6 protein-coding genes are annotated in these 17,406 nt (G+C 71.3%); all 6 read left to right on the top strand.

The window, feature by feature from the left end; translation table 11 throughout:
- The first annotated feature begins 125 nt into the window (after positions 1-125).
- From ACRSBM_RS24870 to ACRSBM_RS24845, 6 genes are read left to right on the top strand one after another with little or no spacing between them, the layout of a single operon-like run.
- The gene (locus ACRSBM_RS24870) at positions 126-869 is read left to right on the top strand and encodes a thioesterase II family protein (protein ID WP_434446508.1); all 744 of its coding nucleotides are present in this window, start codon (positions 126-128) and stop codon (positions 867-869) included.
- Positions 866-4,024, top strand: a complete 3,159-nt coding sequence (locus ACRSBM_RS24865; RefSeq protein WP_434446506.1) for a non-ribosomal peptide synthetase — start codon at positions 866-868, stop codon at positions 4,022-4,024. The genes ACRSBM_RS24870 and ACRSBM_RS24865 overlap by 4 nt, the downstream gene beginning before the upstream one ends.
- 13 nt (positions 4,025-4,037) lie before the next feature.
- Positions 4,038-7,340 (top strand): non-ribosomal peptide synthetase, encoded by a 3,303-nt coding sequence (locus ACRSBM_RS24860; protein ID WP_434446504.1) that lies wholly within the window; start codon positions 4,038-4,040, stop codon positions 7,338-7,340.
- On the top strand, positions 7,337-10,321 hold the full coding sequence (locus ACRSBM_RS24855; RefSeq protein WP_434446502.1) for a type I polyketide synthase: 2,985 nt from the start codon (positions 7,337-7,339) through the stop codon (positions 10,319-10,321). The genes ACRSBM_RS24860 and ACRSBM_RS24855 overlap by 4 nt, the downstream gene beginning before the upstream one ends.
- Positions 10,318-16,059, top strand: a complete 5,742-nt coding sequence (locus ACRSBM_RS24850; protein WP_434446500.1) for a condensation domain-containing protein — start codon at positions 10,318-10,320, stop codon at positions 16,057-16,059. The genes ACRSBM_RS24855 and ACRSBM_RS24850 overlap by 4 nt, the downstream gene beginning before the upstream one ends.
- A complete protein-coding gene (locus ACRSBM_RS24845) occupies positions 16,059-17,402 on the top strand; it encodes an MFS transporter (protein WP_434446498.1) in 1,344 nt (447 codons plus the stop codon). The genes ACRSBM_RS24850 and ACRSBM_RS24845 overlap by 1 nt, the downstream gene beginning before the upstream one ends.
- Positions 17,403-17,406 lie beyond the last annotated feature (4 nt).

The following is a 17,406-nucleotide window of genomic DNA, read 5'->3' as shown; positions in this document are numbered from 1 at the left end:
GCCACCTTCGCGGACGCGCGTTCGCAGAGGTGGCCCCCGTTGTGTTCTGCCTGTTGGCGCACGGTGTAAGCGCACCATCACGTTTCCCGAAGGGTGCGCTAAGAGGTGGTTCGTAGCTTCGTCTCGTGAAGGAAAACGGGGGAAGCGGCTGGCTGGTCCGTCCTCGGCCGCGGCCGGAGGCGGCACTGCGGGTGGTGTGCGTTCCGTATGCCGGTGGCGGTGCGTCGGCTTTCTGGGACTGGCCGGATCTGCTGGGTGACTCCGCCGAGGTGTGGTGCGCGGCGCTGCCGGGCAGGGAACGGCGGTTCGGCGAACCCGCGGTCACCGAGGCCGCACGGATCTCGGAGCCGGTGGCCGCGGCGATCCGCGACGAGATCGCGGGACCGGTGGTGTTGTTCGGCCACAGCATGGGCGGGCTGATCGCGTTCGACGTCGCACGCAGGCTCGGCGACCGGGTCGAGCACCTGGTCGTGTCCGCGGCCAGGGCGCCGCACCTGCCGTTCGGTGGCGAGCCGCACCTGCTCGACGACGAGGGCCTGCTCGGCTGGATGACGGAGCTGGGCGGTGTGCCGGCGGATCTGCTGGCGCACAAGGAGATGCTCGGACTGCTCCTGCCGACGCTGCGTGCCGACCTGACCGTGTGCGCCGGTTTCCACGGCAGGCAGGACGTGATCGATGTGCCCATCACCGCGTTCTCCGGCACCGACGACCCGCTCGCGACCGTGGCCGACGTCGCCGCCTGGCAGCACCACACCGTCGCCGGCTTCGACCTCGTGGTCCGGCCCGGCGGCCACTTCTACCTCAAAGACGATCCGGCGGCGGTGACGAGCGTCGTCCGTTCGCTGACCGCCAAGGAAGGTGCGCAGTGACCCAGCAGCCGACGGCCACCCGTGGCCAGCAGCAGATCTGGTTCTCCGACCAGCTCGCGCCGGACGCCACGTTCAACACCGTGCCGGTGCACGTGGAGATCACCGGCGAGCTGGACACCGACGCGCTCGCCGCCGCGCTGACCGCGGTGGTGCACCGGCACGAACCCCTGCGCACCAGCTACCGCCTCGACGGCACCGAGCTCGTACCGGAGATCGCGGGGGAGGCGCACGTCCCGATCGCGGTACGGGACCTGCGCGACCTTGCTCCCGCCGAACGGCCGGCGCGCGCCGAGGCGGTGGTGGCAGGCGAGATCTCGCGCCGCATCGACATCTCCAGCGGGCTGCCACTGCGGGTTCTCCTGCTGCGCCTGGAGGATCAACGCCACCAGCTCGTGCTCCTGGTGCACCACATCGCGATCGACGGCGCGTCGGTCGCGGTGATCCAGGACGAGCTGCCGCGCTGGTACCAGGCCGCGGTGGACGGCGCGGACGTCTCATTGCCCCGGCCCTCGGTCGCCTACCGCGACGTCGCCGCACCCGCGGGCAACGTCGAGTACTGGCAGGAAGAACTCGCGGACCTGCCCGAACCGCTCGAACTGCCGGCCGTCCGCAGTCGCCCGGCCCAGCCCGACTTCACCGCCGAGGCGCTGCCGCTGGTCGTGCCGGAGGACTTGGCGAACGCCGTGCGGAAAGCGGCGAGCGCGCACCGGTCGTCATCGTTCATGGTGCTGCTGAGCGCGTTCTCCGTGCTGCTGCACCGGTTGACGGGCTCGCCGGACGTCGTCGTCGGCTCGCCGTCCGCCGGCCGTGAGCACGCGGACACCCATGACCTGGTCGGCTACTTCGTCAACATGCTCGCCCTGCGAGTGCGCATCGGCTCGGATCCGACGTACCGCGAGGTGATGGACGTCGTCCGCGCCACCGTGCTGGACGCGCTCGACCACCGCGACGCGCCGTTCCACCAGGTCTGCGAGGCGCTCGGGCAGACCGGTGACGTGGACCGGCACCCGGTCTTCCAGGTCGTCTTCGCGTCACCGCCACCGCTCGCCGGTCCGCTGGCCGCCGGTGGCTGCGTCTTCACCTTCACCCAGGGCACCAGCGACCAGGGACTCTACGACCTCGAACTGCAGCTCCCCGACTCCGGCACCGGCGAGATGCGCGGCTGGGTCAAGTTCCGCACGGCGCTCTACCAGCGGGCCGACATCCTCGATCTGACCGAGCGGTTCGCCACCGTGCTCGGCCAGCTCACGAGCGCGCCGGATGTGCGGCTGTCGAACCTCTCGCTGCTGACGAGCGACGAGCGCGGCCGGATCGTCCGTGGCCTCAACGCGAACGCGACCGCGTACCCGGCGGACGCGACGCTGGTCGAGCTGTTCGAGCAGACCGTGGACCGGTACTCCGGCGACGTCGCCGTCGAGTTCGGCGACGGGAAACTCACCTACGCCGAACTGGACCAGCGGGCCAACCGCCTCGCCGCGCACCTCGGGACGCTCGGGGTGAGCAGGGGAACACCCGTCGGCATCCTGGCGGGCCGCGGCGTGGACTGGATCGTCACCGCGATCGCCGTGCTCAAGGCCGGTGGCGCGTACCTGCCGCTCGACCCGGACTACCCGCTCGACCGCCTGCAGGCGTTGTGCGCCGATGCGTCCGCTGCCGTCGTGGTCACCGACCGCGCCGTGGAACTGCCCGGTGTCGAGCTGGTCGACCTGTCGGCGATGGTCCTCACCTGCCCGGTCGATCGTCCACAACGGACCGTTGTCGCCGATGACCTAGCGTACGTGATGTACACGTCCGGCTCGACCGGCATGCCGAAGGGCGTGTGCGTGAGCCACCGCAACGTGGTCCGGCTGGTCCGCGACACGAACTACGTCGACTTCGCGCCAGGAGACCGCGTCGCCCAGGCGTCCACGACCACGTTCGACGCGGCGACGTTCGAGATCTGGGGCGCGCTGCTCAACGGCGGACGGCTGGTCGGCCTGCCCAAGGACGTCGCACTCGACCCGGCCGCACTGGGGGAGTGGTTGCACGCCAACGAGATCGACACGCTCTTCCTCACCACCTCGGTCGCCATGCACGTGGCGCGGGAGCTGCCCGCCGCGCTGGCCGGGTTGCGCTACTTCGTGTTCGGCGGCGAGCAGCCGGACGAGCACGCGATCGCCACGCTGATCGCGCACCCCGGCGGCCCCAGGCACGTCGTGAACGGCTACGGCCCGACCGAGACCACGACCTTCGCGTCCAGCCACGAGTGCGAGCGCGCGGAAGGCCGGATCCCGTTGGGGCGTGGGCTGAGCAACACCCAGCTCTACGTGCTGGACCAGTACCTGGAGCCGGTGCCGCCGATGGCCGTGGGCGAGCTGTGCATCGGTGGTGACGGCGTCGGCCGCGGTTACGTGGGCAACCCCGCCCTGACAGCCGAGAAGTTCGTGCCCGACCACCTGGGCGGCAGGCCGGGCGCCCGGCTGTACCGGACCGGTGACCTGGCCCGGCTGCTGCCCGGCGGCACGTTCGAGTACCTGGGCCGTGCCGACCGGCAGGTCAAGATCCGCGGCTTCCGGATCGAGCCGGGCGAGGTCGAGGCGTCCCTGCACTCGTCGGGACTGGTGCGCCAGGCCGTGGTCGTGCCGCGCGAGGACGCCGCCGGTGACGTGAGCCTGGTCGGTTACGTCGTGCTGGAGCAGGCGGGCGATGAGCAGCTCGGCGAACTGATGCGGCACGTGCGGGCCGTGTTGCCCGCCTACCTGGTGCCGTCCGCACTGGTGCCGCTGGAGACGTTGCCGCTGACCCGCAACGGAAAGCTGGACCTGCGGGCGTTGCCCGACCCGGAGGTCGCCGAGGAGGAGCCCGAGGAGCCGCGGACGCTCACCGAGGTCGCGGTCGCGACCCTCTGGCGGCAGGTGCTCGGCGCGGAGGCGGTCGGCCGGGACGCCAACTTCTTCGACCTCGGCGGTCACTCGCTGAAGGCCGCCCGCATTCTCTCGCGCATCGAGGGCGAGCTGGGCGTCCGGCTCCCGATGCGGACGCTGTTCGACCACCCGACCGTCGCCGGCATCGCGACCGAGGTCGACCGGCTGCGCGACGCCACACCCGTACCCGTCGGCGCGATCCGAGCCGGGGCCAGGTCCTCGCTCTCCGTCGCCGACCTGCTCGATCTGTGAAGGAGGGCAAGTCGTGCAGGACGTGTTGCGGCGCTTGAGAGCGCTGGACCCCGAGAAGCGCGCGGCCGTGTTCGCGCGGCTCGCCGAACGGGGCGAGGACTTCAACGTGCACCCGGTGTCGTCCGGGCAGCGCCGGCTCTGGCTGCTCGACCAGCTGCACCCCGGCAGTCCCGTCTACAACGTGCCGTACGCCTTCCGGCTGCGCGGACCCGTGGACAGCGGGGCGTTGGGAGAGGCGTTGATCGCGCTCGGGCGGCGGCACGAGGTGCTGCGGACCGTGTTCCTCGACCTCGACGGCGACCCGCGGCAGGTGATCCTGCCGGAGCCGCAGTTCTCGCTCGTGGTGACGCACGCCGACGTTGAGGACCGCGACGCCTTCGCGGTCGCTCGTGCCACTGACGCCGCCCGGGAACCGTTCGACCTGGCGGATGGACCGTTGTTGCGCGCAGAGCTGGTGGTGTTCGACGAGACCGACGCGTTGCTCCTGGTCTCGCTGCACCACATCGTTTGCGACGGCTGGAGCACCCAGCTGCTGTTCGCCGAGTGGCGGGCGGCCTACGAGGCGCGCGACCTCGGACCGGCGCCGACGCAGTACCTGGACTTCAGCCGCTGGCAGACGGAGTGGTTGCGGGGCCGGGACGGCACGCGGCTGCTGGACTACTGGACCTCTCAGCTCGCCGGCGTGCCGCCGGTGCTGGAGCTGCCGACGGACCACCCGCGCCCGTCCGTGATGAGGATGCGCGGTGGTGCGGCCGAGTTCGCCTGGCCCGCGTCGGTGAAGGCGCAGCTCGACGCGTTCTGCCTGGCGGAGCGCGTCACGCCGTTCATGGTGTTGCTGACCGCGTGGAACGTCTTGCTGCACCGGTACTGCGGTGCCGGCGACATCGTGGTCGGCACCAACGTGGGCAACCGCAGGGCCGAGACCGAGAACGCGATCGGCTTCTTCGTCAACACCGTCGCGCTCCGGACTCGTCTGGACTCCGGCACGAGCTTCCTGTCGTTGCTGCACCAGGTGCGGGACACGACGCTGGCCGCTCAGCAGCACCAGGACCTGCCGTTCGAGCGGGTCGTCGAGGCGCTCGCACCGCCGCGCAGCACCGCGCACCAGCCGGTGGTGCAGACGATCGTCGGCATGGAGGACGGCCAGCACGAGATCTTCTCGCTGCCGGGCGTCGACGTGCGGCGCGTCGCGTCGCACTCGGGAACCGCGAAGTGGGACCTGGAACTCGGCGTCACGTCCACCGACGGCGGGATCACCGGGCTGCTGGAGTACGACAGCGCGCTGTACGAGCCCGCGACCGCACGCCGCCTGCTCGGCCATCTGGAGACGCTGCTCCGCGCCGGCCTCGCTGACCCCTCGTGCCCGGTCGGGCGGTTGCCGATGATCACTCCCGCGGAGCGCGTGCAGCTGCTGGAGGAGTGGAACCCGCCGGCCGCCGCGCGGATGGACGGCGTGCTGGTGCACGAACTCGTCGAGGCCTCCGCGGATCGCACTCCCGACGCGGTGGCGCTGGTGTTCGAGGACCAGCAGCTCACCTACCGGGAGCTGGAGGAGCGGGCGAACCGGCTCGCGCACCTGCTGCGCTCGTCCGGGATCGGGCGGGGTGACCTCGTCGGCATCAGCCTGCCGCGGTCGATGGACCTCGTGGTGGCGCAACAGGGTGTGCTCAAGTCCGGTGCCGCCTACGTGCCGCTCGACCCGGAGTACCCGGCGGATCGGCTGGCGCACATGGTCTCCGACTCCGGCCTGCGCGTCGTCGTGACGCCGGCGGCGTTCGCCGGGCGGTTCCCCGGTGTCTCGACGCTGTCCCTGGACCGGACCGACTTCTCGGGCTTCTCGGCAGATCGTCCACAGCGGACGGTCGAGCCGGACGACCTGGCGTACGTCATCTACACGTCCGGGTCGACGGGCAAGCCCAAGGGCGCCATGCTCGCGCACCGGGGCGTGGTGAACCTCGCGGACGAGCTGGCCAGGATGCTCGGGATCGGGCCGGGCAACCGGATGCTCCAGTTCGCGTCGTTCAGCTTCGACGTGTCCGTCGCCGACATCATGGTGACGCTGCGGTCGGGAGCCACAGTGGTCCTCGCCGCGCGGCACGACCTGCAGCCGGGCCCCGATCTCGCCCGCACGATCGACACCCAGCGCGTGGACACGGCCTGCCTGCCGCCGACGGTGCTGCGGCTGACCGACCCGGCGCTGGTACCGGGCCTGCGCACACTGATGGCCGGTGGTGAGGCCTGCCCGGACGAGGTCGCCGCCGCGTGGGCGCCGGGCCGCCGGTTCCTCAACATCTACGGGCCCACCGAGGCGAGCATCTGGATCACGTCCGCCGAGTGCGACGGCACCGAGAGCCCGTTGCCGATCGGCCGGCCGATCGCGGGCAACACGGCGTACGTGCTGGACGAGAACCGGGAGCCGTTGCCGGTCGGGGTGCCCGGCGAGCTGCACCTCGGTGGTGTGCAGGTGGCTCGCGGCTATCTGAACCGGCCGGAGCTCACGGCCGAGCGGTTCGTGCCGAACCCGTTCGGGGACGGCCGGCTGTACCGGACCGGTGACCTGGCGCGGTTCCTGCCGGACGGGCAGATCGAGTTCCTGCGGCGGATGGACGACCAGATCAAGCTGCGCGGGTACCGGATCGAGCTGGGCGAGATCCAGGCCGCGGTGAGCCGGCACCCGTCGGTGCGGGCCGCGGTCGTGATCGCCCGCGAGGACGTGCCGGGTGACGTGCGGCTGGTCGCCTACGCGGTGGCCGCGCCGGGGTGCCGGATCGACGCCTCGGAGCTGCGGGCGCACCTGCGGCGCGGGCTGCCCGAGTACATGGTGCCGTCGGCGTTCGTGGAGGTGCCGACGATTCCGCGCAATCCCAACGGAAAGCTCGATCGCCGGGCGTTGCCGGAGCCGGAGTCGGTGCGGGCCGAACGGGTCGTCGTGCCCGCCGGCAACCGGACGGAGCGCGCGATCACCGATGTGTGGCGCGAGGTGCTGCGGACGGACCGGGTCGGCGCGGACGACAACTTCTTCGACCTCGGCGGCAACTCGCTGCTGCTGGTGAAGGCGCGGAGCAGGCTGGCCGAGGTGTTCGAGCGGGAGGTGCCGACGGTCACGTTGTTCACCTACCCGACGGTGCGGGCGCTGGCGGCGCACTTCGACGGTGGCGGCCAGGTCGAGACGCGGGCCGCGGGTGGGCGGCAGGCGCCGCCCATCGGTGGGGCGGAGCAGGGCGGGGCGCTGCCGACCGGCGGTGCGGAACCGGGCGGGACGCGGGGCGCCGGCCGCCGCAAGCAGGCGTTGCTGGCACGGGGGAGGAAGTCGTGACCGAGTACACCGGGCTGGAGATCGCGGTCGTCGGCATGGCCGGCCGCTTCCCCGGAGCGTCCACAGTGGAGGAGTTCTGGGACAACGTGCTCGCCGGTCAGACCGGCGTGCGCCGCTTCACCGACGCCGAGCTCGACGCGGCGGGCGTCTCCGCCGAGAGACGCGCGGAGCCGGGCTTCGTACCCATGGGCGGCGCGCTGGAGGGCATCGAGTTCTTCGACGCCAAGCTGTTCGGCTACAGCCCGCGCGACGCCGCGGTGCTCGACCCGCAGCAGCGGGTGTTCCTCGAATGCGCGTGGCACGCGATGGAGCACGCCGGGCACCTCGGCAGCGGGCAGGAGGTCGGCGTCTACGCGTCCGCGAGCGTCGACACCTACCTGCTGCGGCACCTGTGGGGCAACCCGGCCGTGCCGGGCGGGTTGCAGCCGCTCGACCTGTTGCTGGCCAACGACAAGGACACGCTCGCCAGCCGCGTCGCCTACCACCTCGACCTGACGGGACCTGCGATCACCGTGCAGACGGCGTGCTCGTCGTCGCTGGTGACGATCCACGTGGCCTGCCAGGCGTTGCTGGGCCGCGACTGCGACATCGCGCTCGCCGGCGGTGTGTCGATCAGGCCGCCGGTGCACGAGGGCTACCAGCACACCGAGGGCGGCATCCTCGCCTCCGACGGGCGTTGCCTGCCGTTCGACGTCGATGCGCACGGTGTGGTCGCGGGCAACGGTGTCGCCGCCGTGGTGTTGCGCCGCCTGGAGGACGCGATGGCCGACGGCGACACGATCTACGCCGTCGTCAAGGGCACCGCGGTCAACAACGACGGCGCGGGCAAGGTGGGCTTCACCGCGCCCAGCGTGACCGGCCAGGCGCGGGTGATCAGGGCCGCGCACGACCTGTCCGAAGTGGACTCCTCGACCATCGGCTACGTCGAGGCGCACGGCACTGCCACGCCGCTCGGCGACCCGATCGAGGTGGCCGCGCTGACGCGGGCGTTCGTGCGGCCGCCTGAGGCGTGCGCGCTGGGCTCGGTCAAGGCGTTGATCGGGCACCTGGACGCGGCCGCCGGGGTCGCGGGGTTCGTCAAGGCCGCGCTCGCCGTCCGGCACGGTGTGGTGCCGCCGAGTCCGTACTTCACCGCGCCGAACCCCGAGACCGGCCTGGCCGGCAGCCCGTTCTTCGTCAACCGGGAGGCGGTGCCGTGGCCGGGATCGGGGCCGCGCCGGGCCGGGGTCAGCGGGTTCGGCATGGGTGGCACGAACGCGCACGCCGTGCTGGAGGAACCACCGTCACCCGAGCCGATGCCGCCGAGCAGGTCACGGCAGCTGCTGGTGCTGTCGGCGGCCTCGCCGGAGTCGTTGGAGAGGAGCCGCGAGCAGCTGGCCGGGCACCTGGTTCACGAGGGCGCACCGCTCGCGGAGGTCTCGCACACCCTGAGGACCGGGCGTCGCGCGTTGCGGCACCGGCTCGCCGTGGTGGCCGGTGATCGGTCCGAGGCGAGCGCCCGGCTGGCCGAGGCGTGGACCGGGTCGGGGGACCGGCGGGACGTCGCGTTCCTGTTCCCCGGCCAGGGTTCCCAGTACGCCGGCATGGGTGCGCGGCTCGCGGACGAGGAGCCGGTGTTCCGGGCCGCGCTGGACGAGTGCGCCGCGCTGCTCCCGTTCGACCTGCGCGAGGTGCTCGCCGACGCGGACCGCCTGACGCGCACCAAGTACACCCAGCCCGCGCTGTTCGCGATCGAGTACGCGCTCGCGAAACTGTGGGAGCACTGGGGGATCCGGCCCGCCGCGATGCTCGGGCACAGCGTCGGCGAGTACGTCGCGGCCTGCCTGGCCGGCGTGTTCTCGGTGCAGGACGCGCTGAAGCTGGTCACCGCACGCGGTGAGCTGATGGACGCGCTGCCCGCGGGCGCCATGCTGTCGGTGCCGCTGGGCGCCGGTGACCTCGTGCTGCCGGACGACGTGTGCCTGGCCGCGAGCAACGCACCGAACCTGAGCACGGTCGCGGGCACGGCCGAGGCGATCGACAGGTTCGCGGCGGAGCTGAGCGTCACGAGCCGCCGCCTGCACACCTCGCACGCGTTCCACTCGTCGATGATCGACCCGATGCTCGCCGAGTTCGCCGCGCTGGTGAGCCGGGTCGAGCTGCGGGCGCCGCGGATCCCGTTCGTCTCCAACGTGTCCGGCACGTGGATCACAGCGGAGGAGGCGACCGACCCCGGTTACTGGGCACGGCACGCCCGTGCGGCGGTGCGGTTCAGCGAAGGACTGCGGGCGGTGGTCGCGAACGGACCGGTCAGCCTGCTGGAGGTCGGGCCGGGCAACGTCCTGACCACGCTGGCCCGGCAGCACGACCTGGGCGACGCGGCGGCGTTCGGGTCGCTGCGGCACCCGCGGGAGGACAAGCACGACCTCGACACGATGCTGGCCGCGGCGGGCAGGTTGTGGGTCGCCGGTGCCGAAGTGGACCTCGGGGCGCTCACGGCGGACGAGCGGCGCCGCAGGGTCCCGCTGCCGCAGTACCCGTTCGAGCGGGTGCGGCACTGGGTCGACCTCCCCGGTACGGCCCCCGTCGTCGTTGAGGAGGCGAGCTTTCCTAAACCTGAGGTTGATGAAAGCTCCCCTCATCAACCTCAGGCGGGCGGGGATCTGGCCGTGGTCACCGGCATCTGGCAGGAGCTGCTCGGCATCGGGCACGTGAGCCCCCACGACGACTACTTCGAGCTGGGCGGGCATTCGCTGCTGGCGACCCAGATCCTCGCGCGGATCACCGCCGAGCTCGGTGTCGCCCTGCCCGCGGGCGCGATCTTCGAGGCGCCGACGCCGTCGAAGCTGGCCGCCCGGATCGACCAGCTGCGCGCCGAGCGGGAACCGGCAGGGGACGACGAGTTCGCCCGGCTGCTCGCCGAGATCCGCGACATGTCACCGGAAGAGCTGCGGGCCGAACTGGACCGTGAGCGGGACACCCAGGAGATCTCCCAGCCATGACAGACCATCTGACCAGCTCGCTGACCGAGGAGCAGCGCCGGCTGCTGGCACTGCGGCTGCGCAACGCCGACCGCTCACAGCCGGTGTCGTTCACCCAGGAACAGCTCTGGTTCCTCGACCGCCTCGACCCCGGCAACCCCGCCTACGCGATCCCGTTCGGGCTCAGGCTGACCGGGCCGCTCGACCGCACCGCCCTCGAACTGGCCGTCGGCCGGGTCGTGGACCGGCACTCCGCGCTGCGCACCACGTTCTTCGAGCGTGACGGCGAGCTCCGGCAACGAGTGCGCGACAACGCGTCGATCGCCATCGAGGTCACCGACCTGTCCGCGAACCCCGAGCGGGTCCCGGAAGTGGCTCTGGAGCACGCCCGGCACGTGTTCGACCTGAGCGCCGGCCCGCTGGTGGCGTTCCGGCTCGTGGTGCTCGGCGAGCAGGAGCACCTCCTGCTCGTCACCGCGCACCACATCGTGTTCGACGCCGCGTCCGCCGACGTCTTCGCCGCCGACCTCGCCGCGTTCTACGGCGGCGAGACGTTGCCCGAGCCGACCATGTCGTTCGGCCGGCACGCCGCCGCGGAACGACGCAGGCTGACCGACGAGGTGATGGACGGGCACCTGGCGTACTGGAAGGACAGGCTCGCCGGCGGCCCTGCCCGCTCCACCGTCCCGTCCGACCTGCCCCGGCCGCCCGTCCAGACGCACACCGGAGGACGCCGCCACTTCGTCGTCCCGAAGGACCTGACCGACCGGCTGGCGGCGAAGGCCCGTGAGCTGGGCGTGTCGCTGAACGCCGTGGTGCTCAGCGGTTTCGCGGCGCTGATCGGGCAGGAGCGGGTGCTGCTCGGCCTGCCGGTCAGCGGTCGCGGCCGGGCCGAGCTGGAGACGATGATCGGCTCGCTGGCGAACATGCTGGTGCTGCGAGTCGACCTGGACGGCGATGCGAGCGAGGTCATTCGCGGCACACACCGCGCGATCAGCGAGGCCTACGCGCACCAGGACGCACCGTACGCGCGGGTCGTCGAGGCCGTCGACCCGCCGCGCGACCCGAGCCAGAACCCGTTGTTCCAGGCCATGCTCAGCCTCACCGACGCACCCGTGACACGGACGGCGGGCGGCGTCGAGTTCAGCCCGTTCGAGGTCGACAACGGCCTCACCGACTTCGACCTCTTCGTCGTGCTGTCCAGAGTGGACGGCGAGCTGCGCGGGGTGCTCGGTTACAACGCCGATCTCTACCTCGACGAGACCATCGGCGAGCTGGCCGAGCAGTTCCTCACGGTGCTGGCCGGGTTGGTGTCAGGGCAACCGCTGCGGCACCGGGAACGGATCTCCATCGCGGCCACCTTCACCGCGGACCCCGTCCGCGAGCCGCTCGACGTCCTCAACGGCGTCCTGCGGCTGCCGGTCGACGTCGAACTGGCGCCGTATCAGCAGATCGTCCAGCACCTGCTCGGCGGTGACGGGGGCAGGCGAGCCGACGTCGTCCTGCTGCGCTGGGAGGACTGGCTGCGGCACGGCGACGGGACCGAAGCGAACTGGGAGGAGCTGGAAGCCGCGGTCACGGCGTACCGGCAACGGTCCACCGCGCCGCTGTTCCTCGTCGTGTGCCCGTCCCAGCAGTCGTTCGGCCATCTCGACGACCGCCTGGCGGTGCTCGCGGACCGGACCGAGGGCGTGCACGCGGTGTGGTTCGCCGACTGGGCCAAGGCCCTGCCGGTCAGCGCCACGTTCGATCCGCAGGCCGACAAGCTCGGTCACGTCCCCTACACGCAGGAGATGTTCGCCGCGCTGGCGATCCTGCTGACCCGCAGGCTCCACCCCGATGCGGACCGCCTGCACCTGCTGGAGACCGCGCTGGGCGACCCGGCATCGCTGGCCGGCCGCGCCGCACCCGCCATCAGGGCCGTCGCCATCGATACCCCGCCGGTCGCGCCACGCAACCGAACGGAAGAGCGGCTCGCCGCCGTGTGGCGGGAGGTGCTCAAGCTCGACGAGGTCGGCGTGACGCACGACTTCTTCGCGCTGGGCGGCCACTCGCTGCTCGCGACGCAACTTCTCTCGAAGGTGTTCGCGGAGTTCGGCGTCGACGTGTCGCTGCACGCGCTGTTCACCCACCCGACCGTCGAGGCACTGGCCGCGCTCGTCGACGAGCCGCGGGAGACCGGGCATCCGCTGTCGCCGGTCTCCCGTGCGGAAGCCCTTGAGCTGTCGGCGATCCAGCAACGCATGTGGGCGGCCACCCAGCTCGATCCCGCCACGACCCGGATGAACACCACGTTCGCGGTCAAGCTCCACGGTGCTCTGGACGTGCCGGCGTTGCGTGGCGCTCTCGCGGAAGTCGTGCGCAGGCACGAGATCCTGCGCACCACGTTCAGCGAGCAGGACGGCCGGCCGGTCATGGTCGTGCGGCCGGACATGGACTGCTGGCTGCCGGACGCCGTCGGTTCGCCCGAGGAGTTCCTGCTCGAGCACACGAACCACGTGTACGACCTGGAGCACGGACCGTTGCTGCGGGCCAGGCTGGTGCGGACCGGCGAGCAGGAGCACCACCTGCTGCTCGGCATGCACCACATCGTCTGCGACAACACCTCCTGGGGTGTGCTGCTCGCGGAGCTGTCCGCCGGCTACGCCCAGGCCGACCTGCCCGAGCTGGCGGTCCAGTACGCGGACTACGCGGCCTGGCAACAGGAACTGCTCACCGAGCAGGCTCTCGAACCGCACCGCACCCACTGGCGCTCCTACCTCGCCGACGCGCCCTCGCAGCTGGAAATGCCCGCCGACCGCCCGGAGCGCAACGAGACCCGGCGCACCTCGTCCGTGGTGCCGGACGAGGTCACGGAGGCGCTCAAGGACCTGGCGCGGGCCGAGGGCAGCACGCCGTTCGCCACGCTGCTCGCCGCCTACGCGGTCGTGCTGTACCGGCGCAGCGCGCAGCCGGACGTCGTGCTGAGCGTGCCGCAGCAGGGCAGGCCGCGTCCGGAGGTCGAGCACCTGATCGGCTGCTTCACCGACCTGCTGCCGATCCGCGTCGACCTGGCGGGGCGGCTCTCGTTCCGGCAGGTTCTGCAGCGGGTCCACCGCGCGATGGTGGACGGCTACCAGCACGCCGACGTGCCGTTCTCGAGCGTCGCCCACGTGTTGCCGCGGCAGAAGGGGCGGCACCCGGTCTACCAGTGCGCGTTCAACTACGCGGACCTGCCCGACGAGGCCATGTCGTGGCCGGGGCTCGACCTGATGCCGCTGGAGGTGCCGGTCACCAGTCTCGACTTCGACCTGTTCCTCACGCTGACGACCGAGAACGGTGACCTGGCCGCGACGCTGGAGTACAGCGCCGACCTCTTCGGCACCTGTGGTGCGGACGAGCTGCTCGGGTCGTTCGTCACGCAGCTGACCGAGCTGGTCGACTCGCCGGACGCGCCGATCGTGGTCGAGCGCGCCGTGTCCACTGTGGATGGACTGCCGCTGAGCATCATGTCGTCGCGGCCGCTCGACGGAGTGCTGGCGGTGTTGTCGTCCTGGGCGGACCGGCTCGACCTGCCGCTCACGGTGCGCACGACGCCGGCCGGGCAGATCCTGCGCCCGTTGCTGGACCCCGAGGCCGGGCTCGACGGGGTGGAACGGGAGATCACCGCGCTGGTGCTGCGCTGGGAGGACCTGTTCGACGGCGGTGTCGCCTCGTTCGAGAACGCCTTCGCCGGACTGTGCACCGCGATCGAGCGCTGGACCGGGCGCACGGGTGCGTCCCTGGTGGTGCTGGCCACCTCCGAGCGGGAGGAGAAGCCGTGGCCCGGCGTGTTCGGTCACGCGGCCGATCGCCTCGCCCGGCGCTTCCCGGAGGTGTCCGTCGTCGACCTGCTGACGGCGGAGGGCGACCAGGACGTCGTGCTGGGCAACGCCCTCGCCCGGTTGGCGCACGGGGGAGAACTGCCCGAGGACGAGCGCACGACGCAAGCTCCGAGCACCGAAGAGGAACGTGCGCTCGCGGCCGTCTGGCAGGACGTCCTGAAGCTGCCCGGGGTCGGCGTGCACGACGACTTCTTCGAGCTGGGTGGCGACTCGATGACCGCCATTCAGGTGGTGTGGCTGGCGAACCAGGCGGGCATCAAGCTCACGCCCGCCCAGCTCACCGCCAAGCGCACGATCGCGGAACTGCTGCGAGTGCCGATGTCCGAGGAGCAGCAAGCGCTTGCGGCCGTGTGGTGCGAGGTGCTCAAGGTGCCAGAGGTCGGCCTGCACGACGACTTCTTCGAACTCGGCGGCGACTCGATGACCGCGATCCAGGTGGTGTGGCTGGCGAACCAGGCCGGGATCAGGTTCACCCCGGCGCAGCTCACGGCCAAGCGCACGATCGCCGAGCTGTGTGCTGCCGATGTGCCGGGGGAGGCGATCGACCAGGGACCGGTGGAGGGCGACTTCCTGGCGACCGGCGCCCAGCGCTGGTTCTTCGAGGCGCTGGCGACGTCGATGGTCGCGCCCGCCCACTTCAACCACCCGTACTACCTTCAGTTGCGCGTGCCGGCCGCGCCGGAGCAGCTGGAACAGGCCACCCACGCGCTGGTCGCCCACCACGACGGCATGCGGTTGCGGTTCCGGCGTGAGGGCATCGACTGGCACGCCTCGCACGGCCCGGTCGAGGGCGCGATGCCGTTCGTGTCGTTCGACGTCTCTGCCGCCGCGGACCGCGAACAGGCGATCGAGGACCACCTCGACGAGGTGCACCCGACGCTCGACATCGCGCACGGTCCGCTGGCGAAGGTAGTCCACTTCGGACTCGGAGGTCACGAGCCGGACCGCGTGATGATCATCTGCCACCACCTGGTCACCGACGGCGTCTCGCGCAGCCTGATCCTGGAGGACTTCCAGAACGCGCTGCGCCAGGTCCTCGCCGGCGAGACCGTCGACCTCGGGCCGAAGACGACGTCGTTCCGCGACTGGGCGAAGAAGATCGACGAGTACGCCCGCGGCCCGAAGCCGATGGAGGAGCTGGAGTACTGGGAGCGGCAGGCGCCCGGGAGCGAGGAGCTGACGGCGGACCTGCCCGGCCGCAACACGTTCGGCGTCATGCGGGACATCCACACGACGATCGACGCCGAGACCACCGCGCGGCTGCGCGAGCTGGCCAAGGCGCACCAGGTCGGCGTCAGCGACCTGCTGGTCTGGGCGTCCGTGCGGATGGCGGCGGACCGGTCCGGCAGTCCCGAGTGGACGATCGCGACCACCGGGCACGGTCGGGAGGCGCTGTTCGACGGCCTCGACCTGTCCCGCACGGTCGGCTGGTTCCAGGTGATGTACCCGATCCGGCTCACGCTGCCCGACACGACTGACACCAACGCCGTCGTCTCATTGGCCGAGCAGCTCAGGCAGGTGCCCGTCAACGGCATCGGCTACGGCCTGCTCCGCTACAACAACCCGGATCCCGCGGTGCGGCAGCGGCTGGAGACCGCGAACCCGCAGCTGACCGTCAACTACGCCGGAGCGTTCGGCTTCACCGACCTCTCCAGCGCCGACGAGTTGTTCGAGCTGTGCGAGCGGGAGCTCGGTGTGTTGCAGGACAAGGGAACGGTATGGCCGGGCCGGATCGACGTCGTCGGCTCGCTCGTGCACGACCGGCTCCGCATCGAGATGAACTACGGCAGCGAGATGTTCCTGCCCGAGACCGCGCGCCGGATGCTCGGCGACGTCGAAGCGCTGCTCCGGCGGCTCGTGGCCGACCGGCCCTCAGCACAGAACAGGATGAGGTAATGCCCAAGCCTTCGGGATTCGGCGCGTTCACGATCATGTGGGTAGGACAGCTGCTGTCCGCGATCGGCACCCGCATGACGAACTTCGCGCTCAGCATCTGGGTGTGGCAGCACACCGGTTCGGCCACGTCGATGGCGTTGATGATGTTCTGCGGCTTCGGCTCGACGGTGCTGTTCAGCCCGCTCGCCGGCCGGTTCGTCGACAGGTGGCCGCGCAAGCTGTCGATCCTGGTCAGCGACGCCGGGTCGTTCGTCACCACCTTCGCGCTGCTGGGCCTGTTCCTCACCGGCTCGACCGAGCTCTGGCACCTCTACGTCGTCAACGCGGTGACCGGTGCGCTGCTCGCGATGGAGGGTCCCGCCTACGCGGCGACCATCTCGGTGATGATGGACAAGGGCAGGTTCCTGCGGGCGAACGCGATGATGTGGTCCGTCAAGACGTTCCCGGTGATCTTCGCCCCCGCGTTCGCCGCGGCGCTGCTCGGCTTCACCGGCCTGAACCTGATCCTGTTTCTCGACGGGCTCACCTACCTGGTCGCGATCGTCGCGGTCCTGGCCGTGCACATCCCGCCGGTGCCCGGTCAGAACAGGGAGAAGAGCACCTTCTGGCAGGACTGCGCGTTCGGCTTCCGCTACATCCTCGACCGTCCTCCGCTGCTCGGGATGCAGGTCGTGCTGTTCGCCATCAGCCTGCTGGCGGCGCTGGCCTGGGCGCTGCTCGTGCCGCTGGTGCTGGCGAGGACAGGGGGCGACGAGACCACCCTGGGCGTCGTGCAGACCGTTGGCGCGGTCGGCGGTGTGCTGGGCGGTGTCCTGCTCGGCGTCATGAAACCGCCGCGCCGCAAGATGCTGGTGGTGCTCGGCGCGATCCTGGTGTTCAGCATCGTCGGCCGGATCCTCTACGGCGTCGGTGACGGGCTGATCGCCTGGGCGGCGGCGATGTTCTTCGTGCAGCTGACGATCCCGTTCATCGACGGGCTCGCCCAGACCATCTGGCAGGAGAAGGTCGACCCGGCGGTGCAGGGACGCGTGTTCTCGGCCAAGGGCTTCTTCGAGAACCTGTCGGTCCCGATCGGGTTCGCCGCCTCCGGGCCGTTGGTGGACAAGGTGCTGGAACCGGCCATGCGCGGCGACACGGCGCTGGCCGGCACCTTCGGCTGGCTGGTCGGCACCGGGCCGGGTTCGGGCATCGGCCTGCTGTTCGTGATCGTCGGTGTGCTGGGAGCGGGCGTCGGTGTCGCGGGACTGCTGAGCCGCAACGTCCGCGAGGCGGAGACGCTCGTTCCCGACCACGAGCCCGAGCCCGAGACCGCGAAGAAGCCCGTCGCGGCGCTGGTCGACTGAGAAG

The organism is Lentzea xerophila (assembly GCF_051094245.1).
In the GTDB taxonomy this organism is placed as follows: domain Bacteria; phylum Actinomycetota; class Actinomycetes; order Mycobacteriales; family Pseudonocardiaceae; genus Lentzea; species Lentzea xerophila.
Note: the sequence above shows the minus strand (reverse complement) of the source record. Positions and strands in the feature narration are given on the sequence as shown.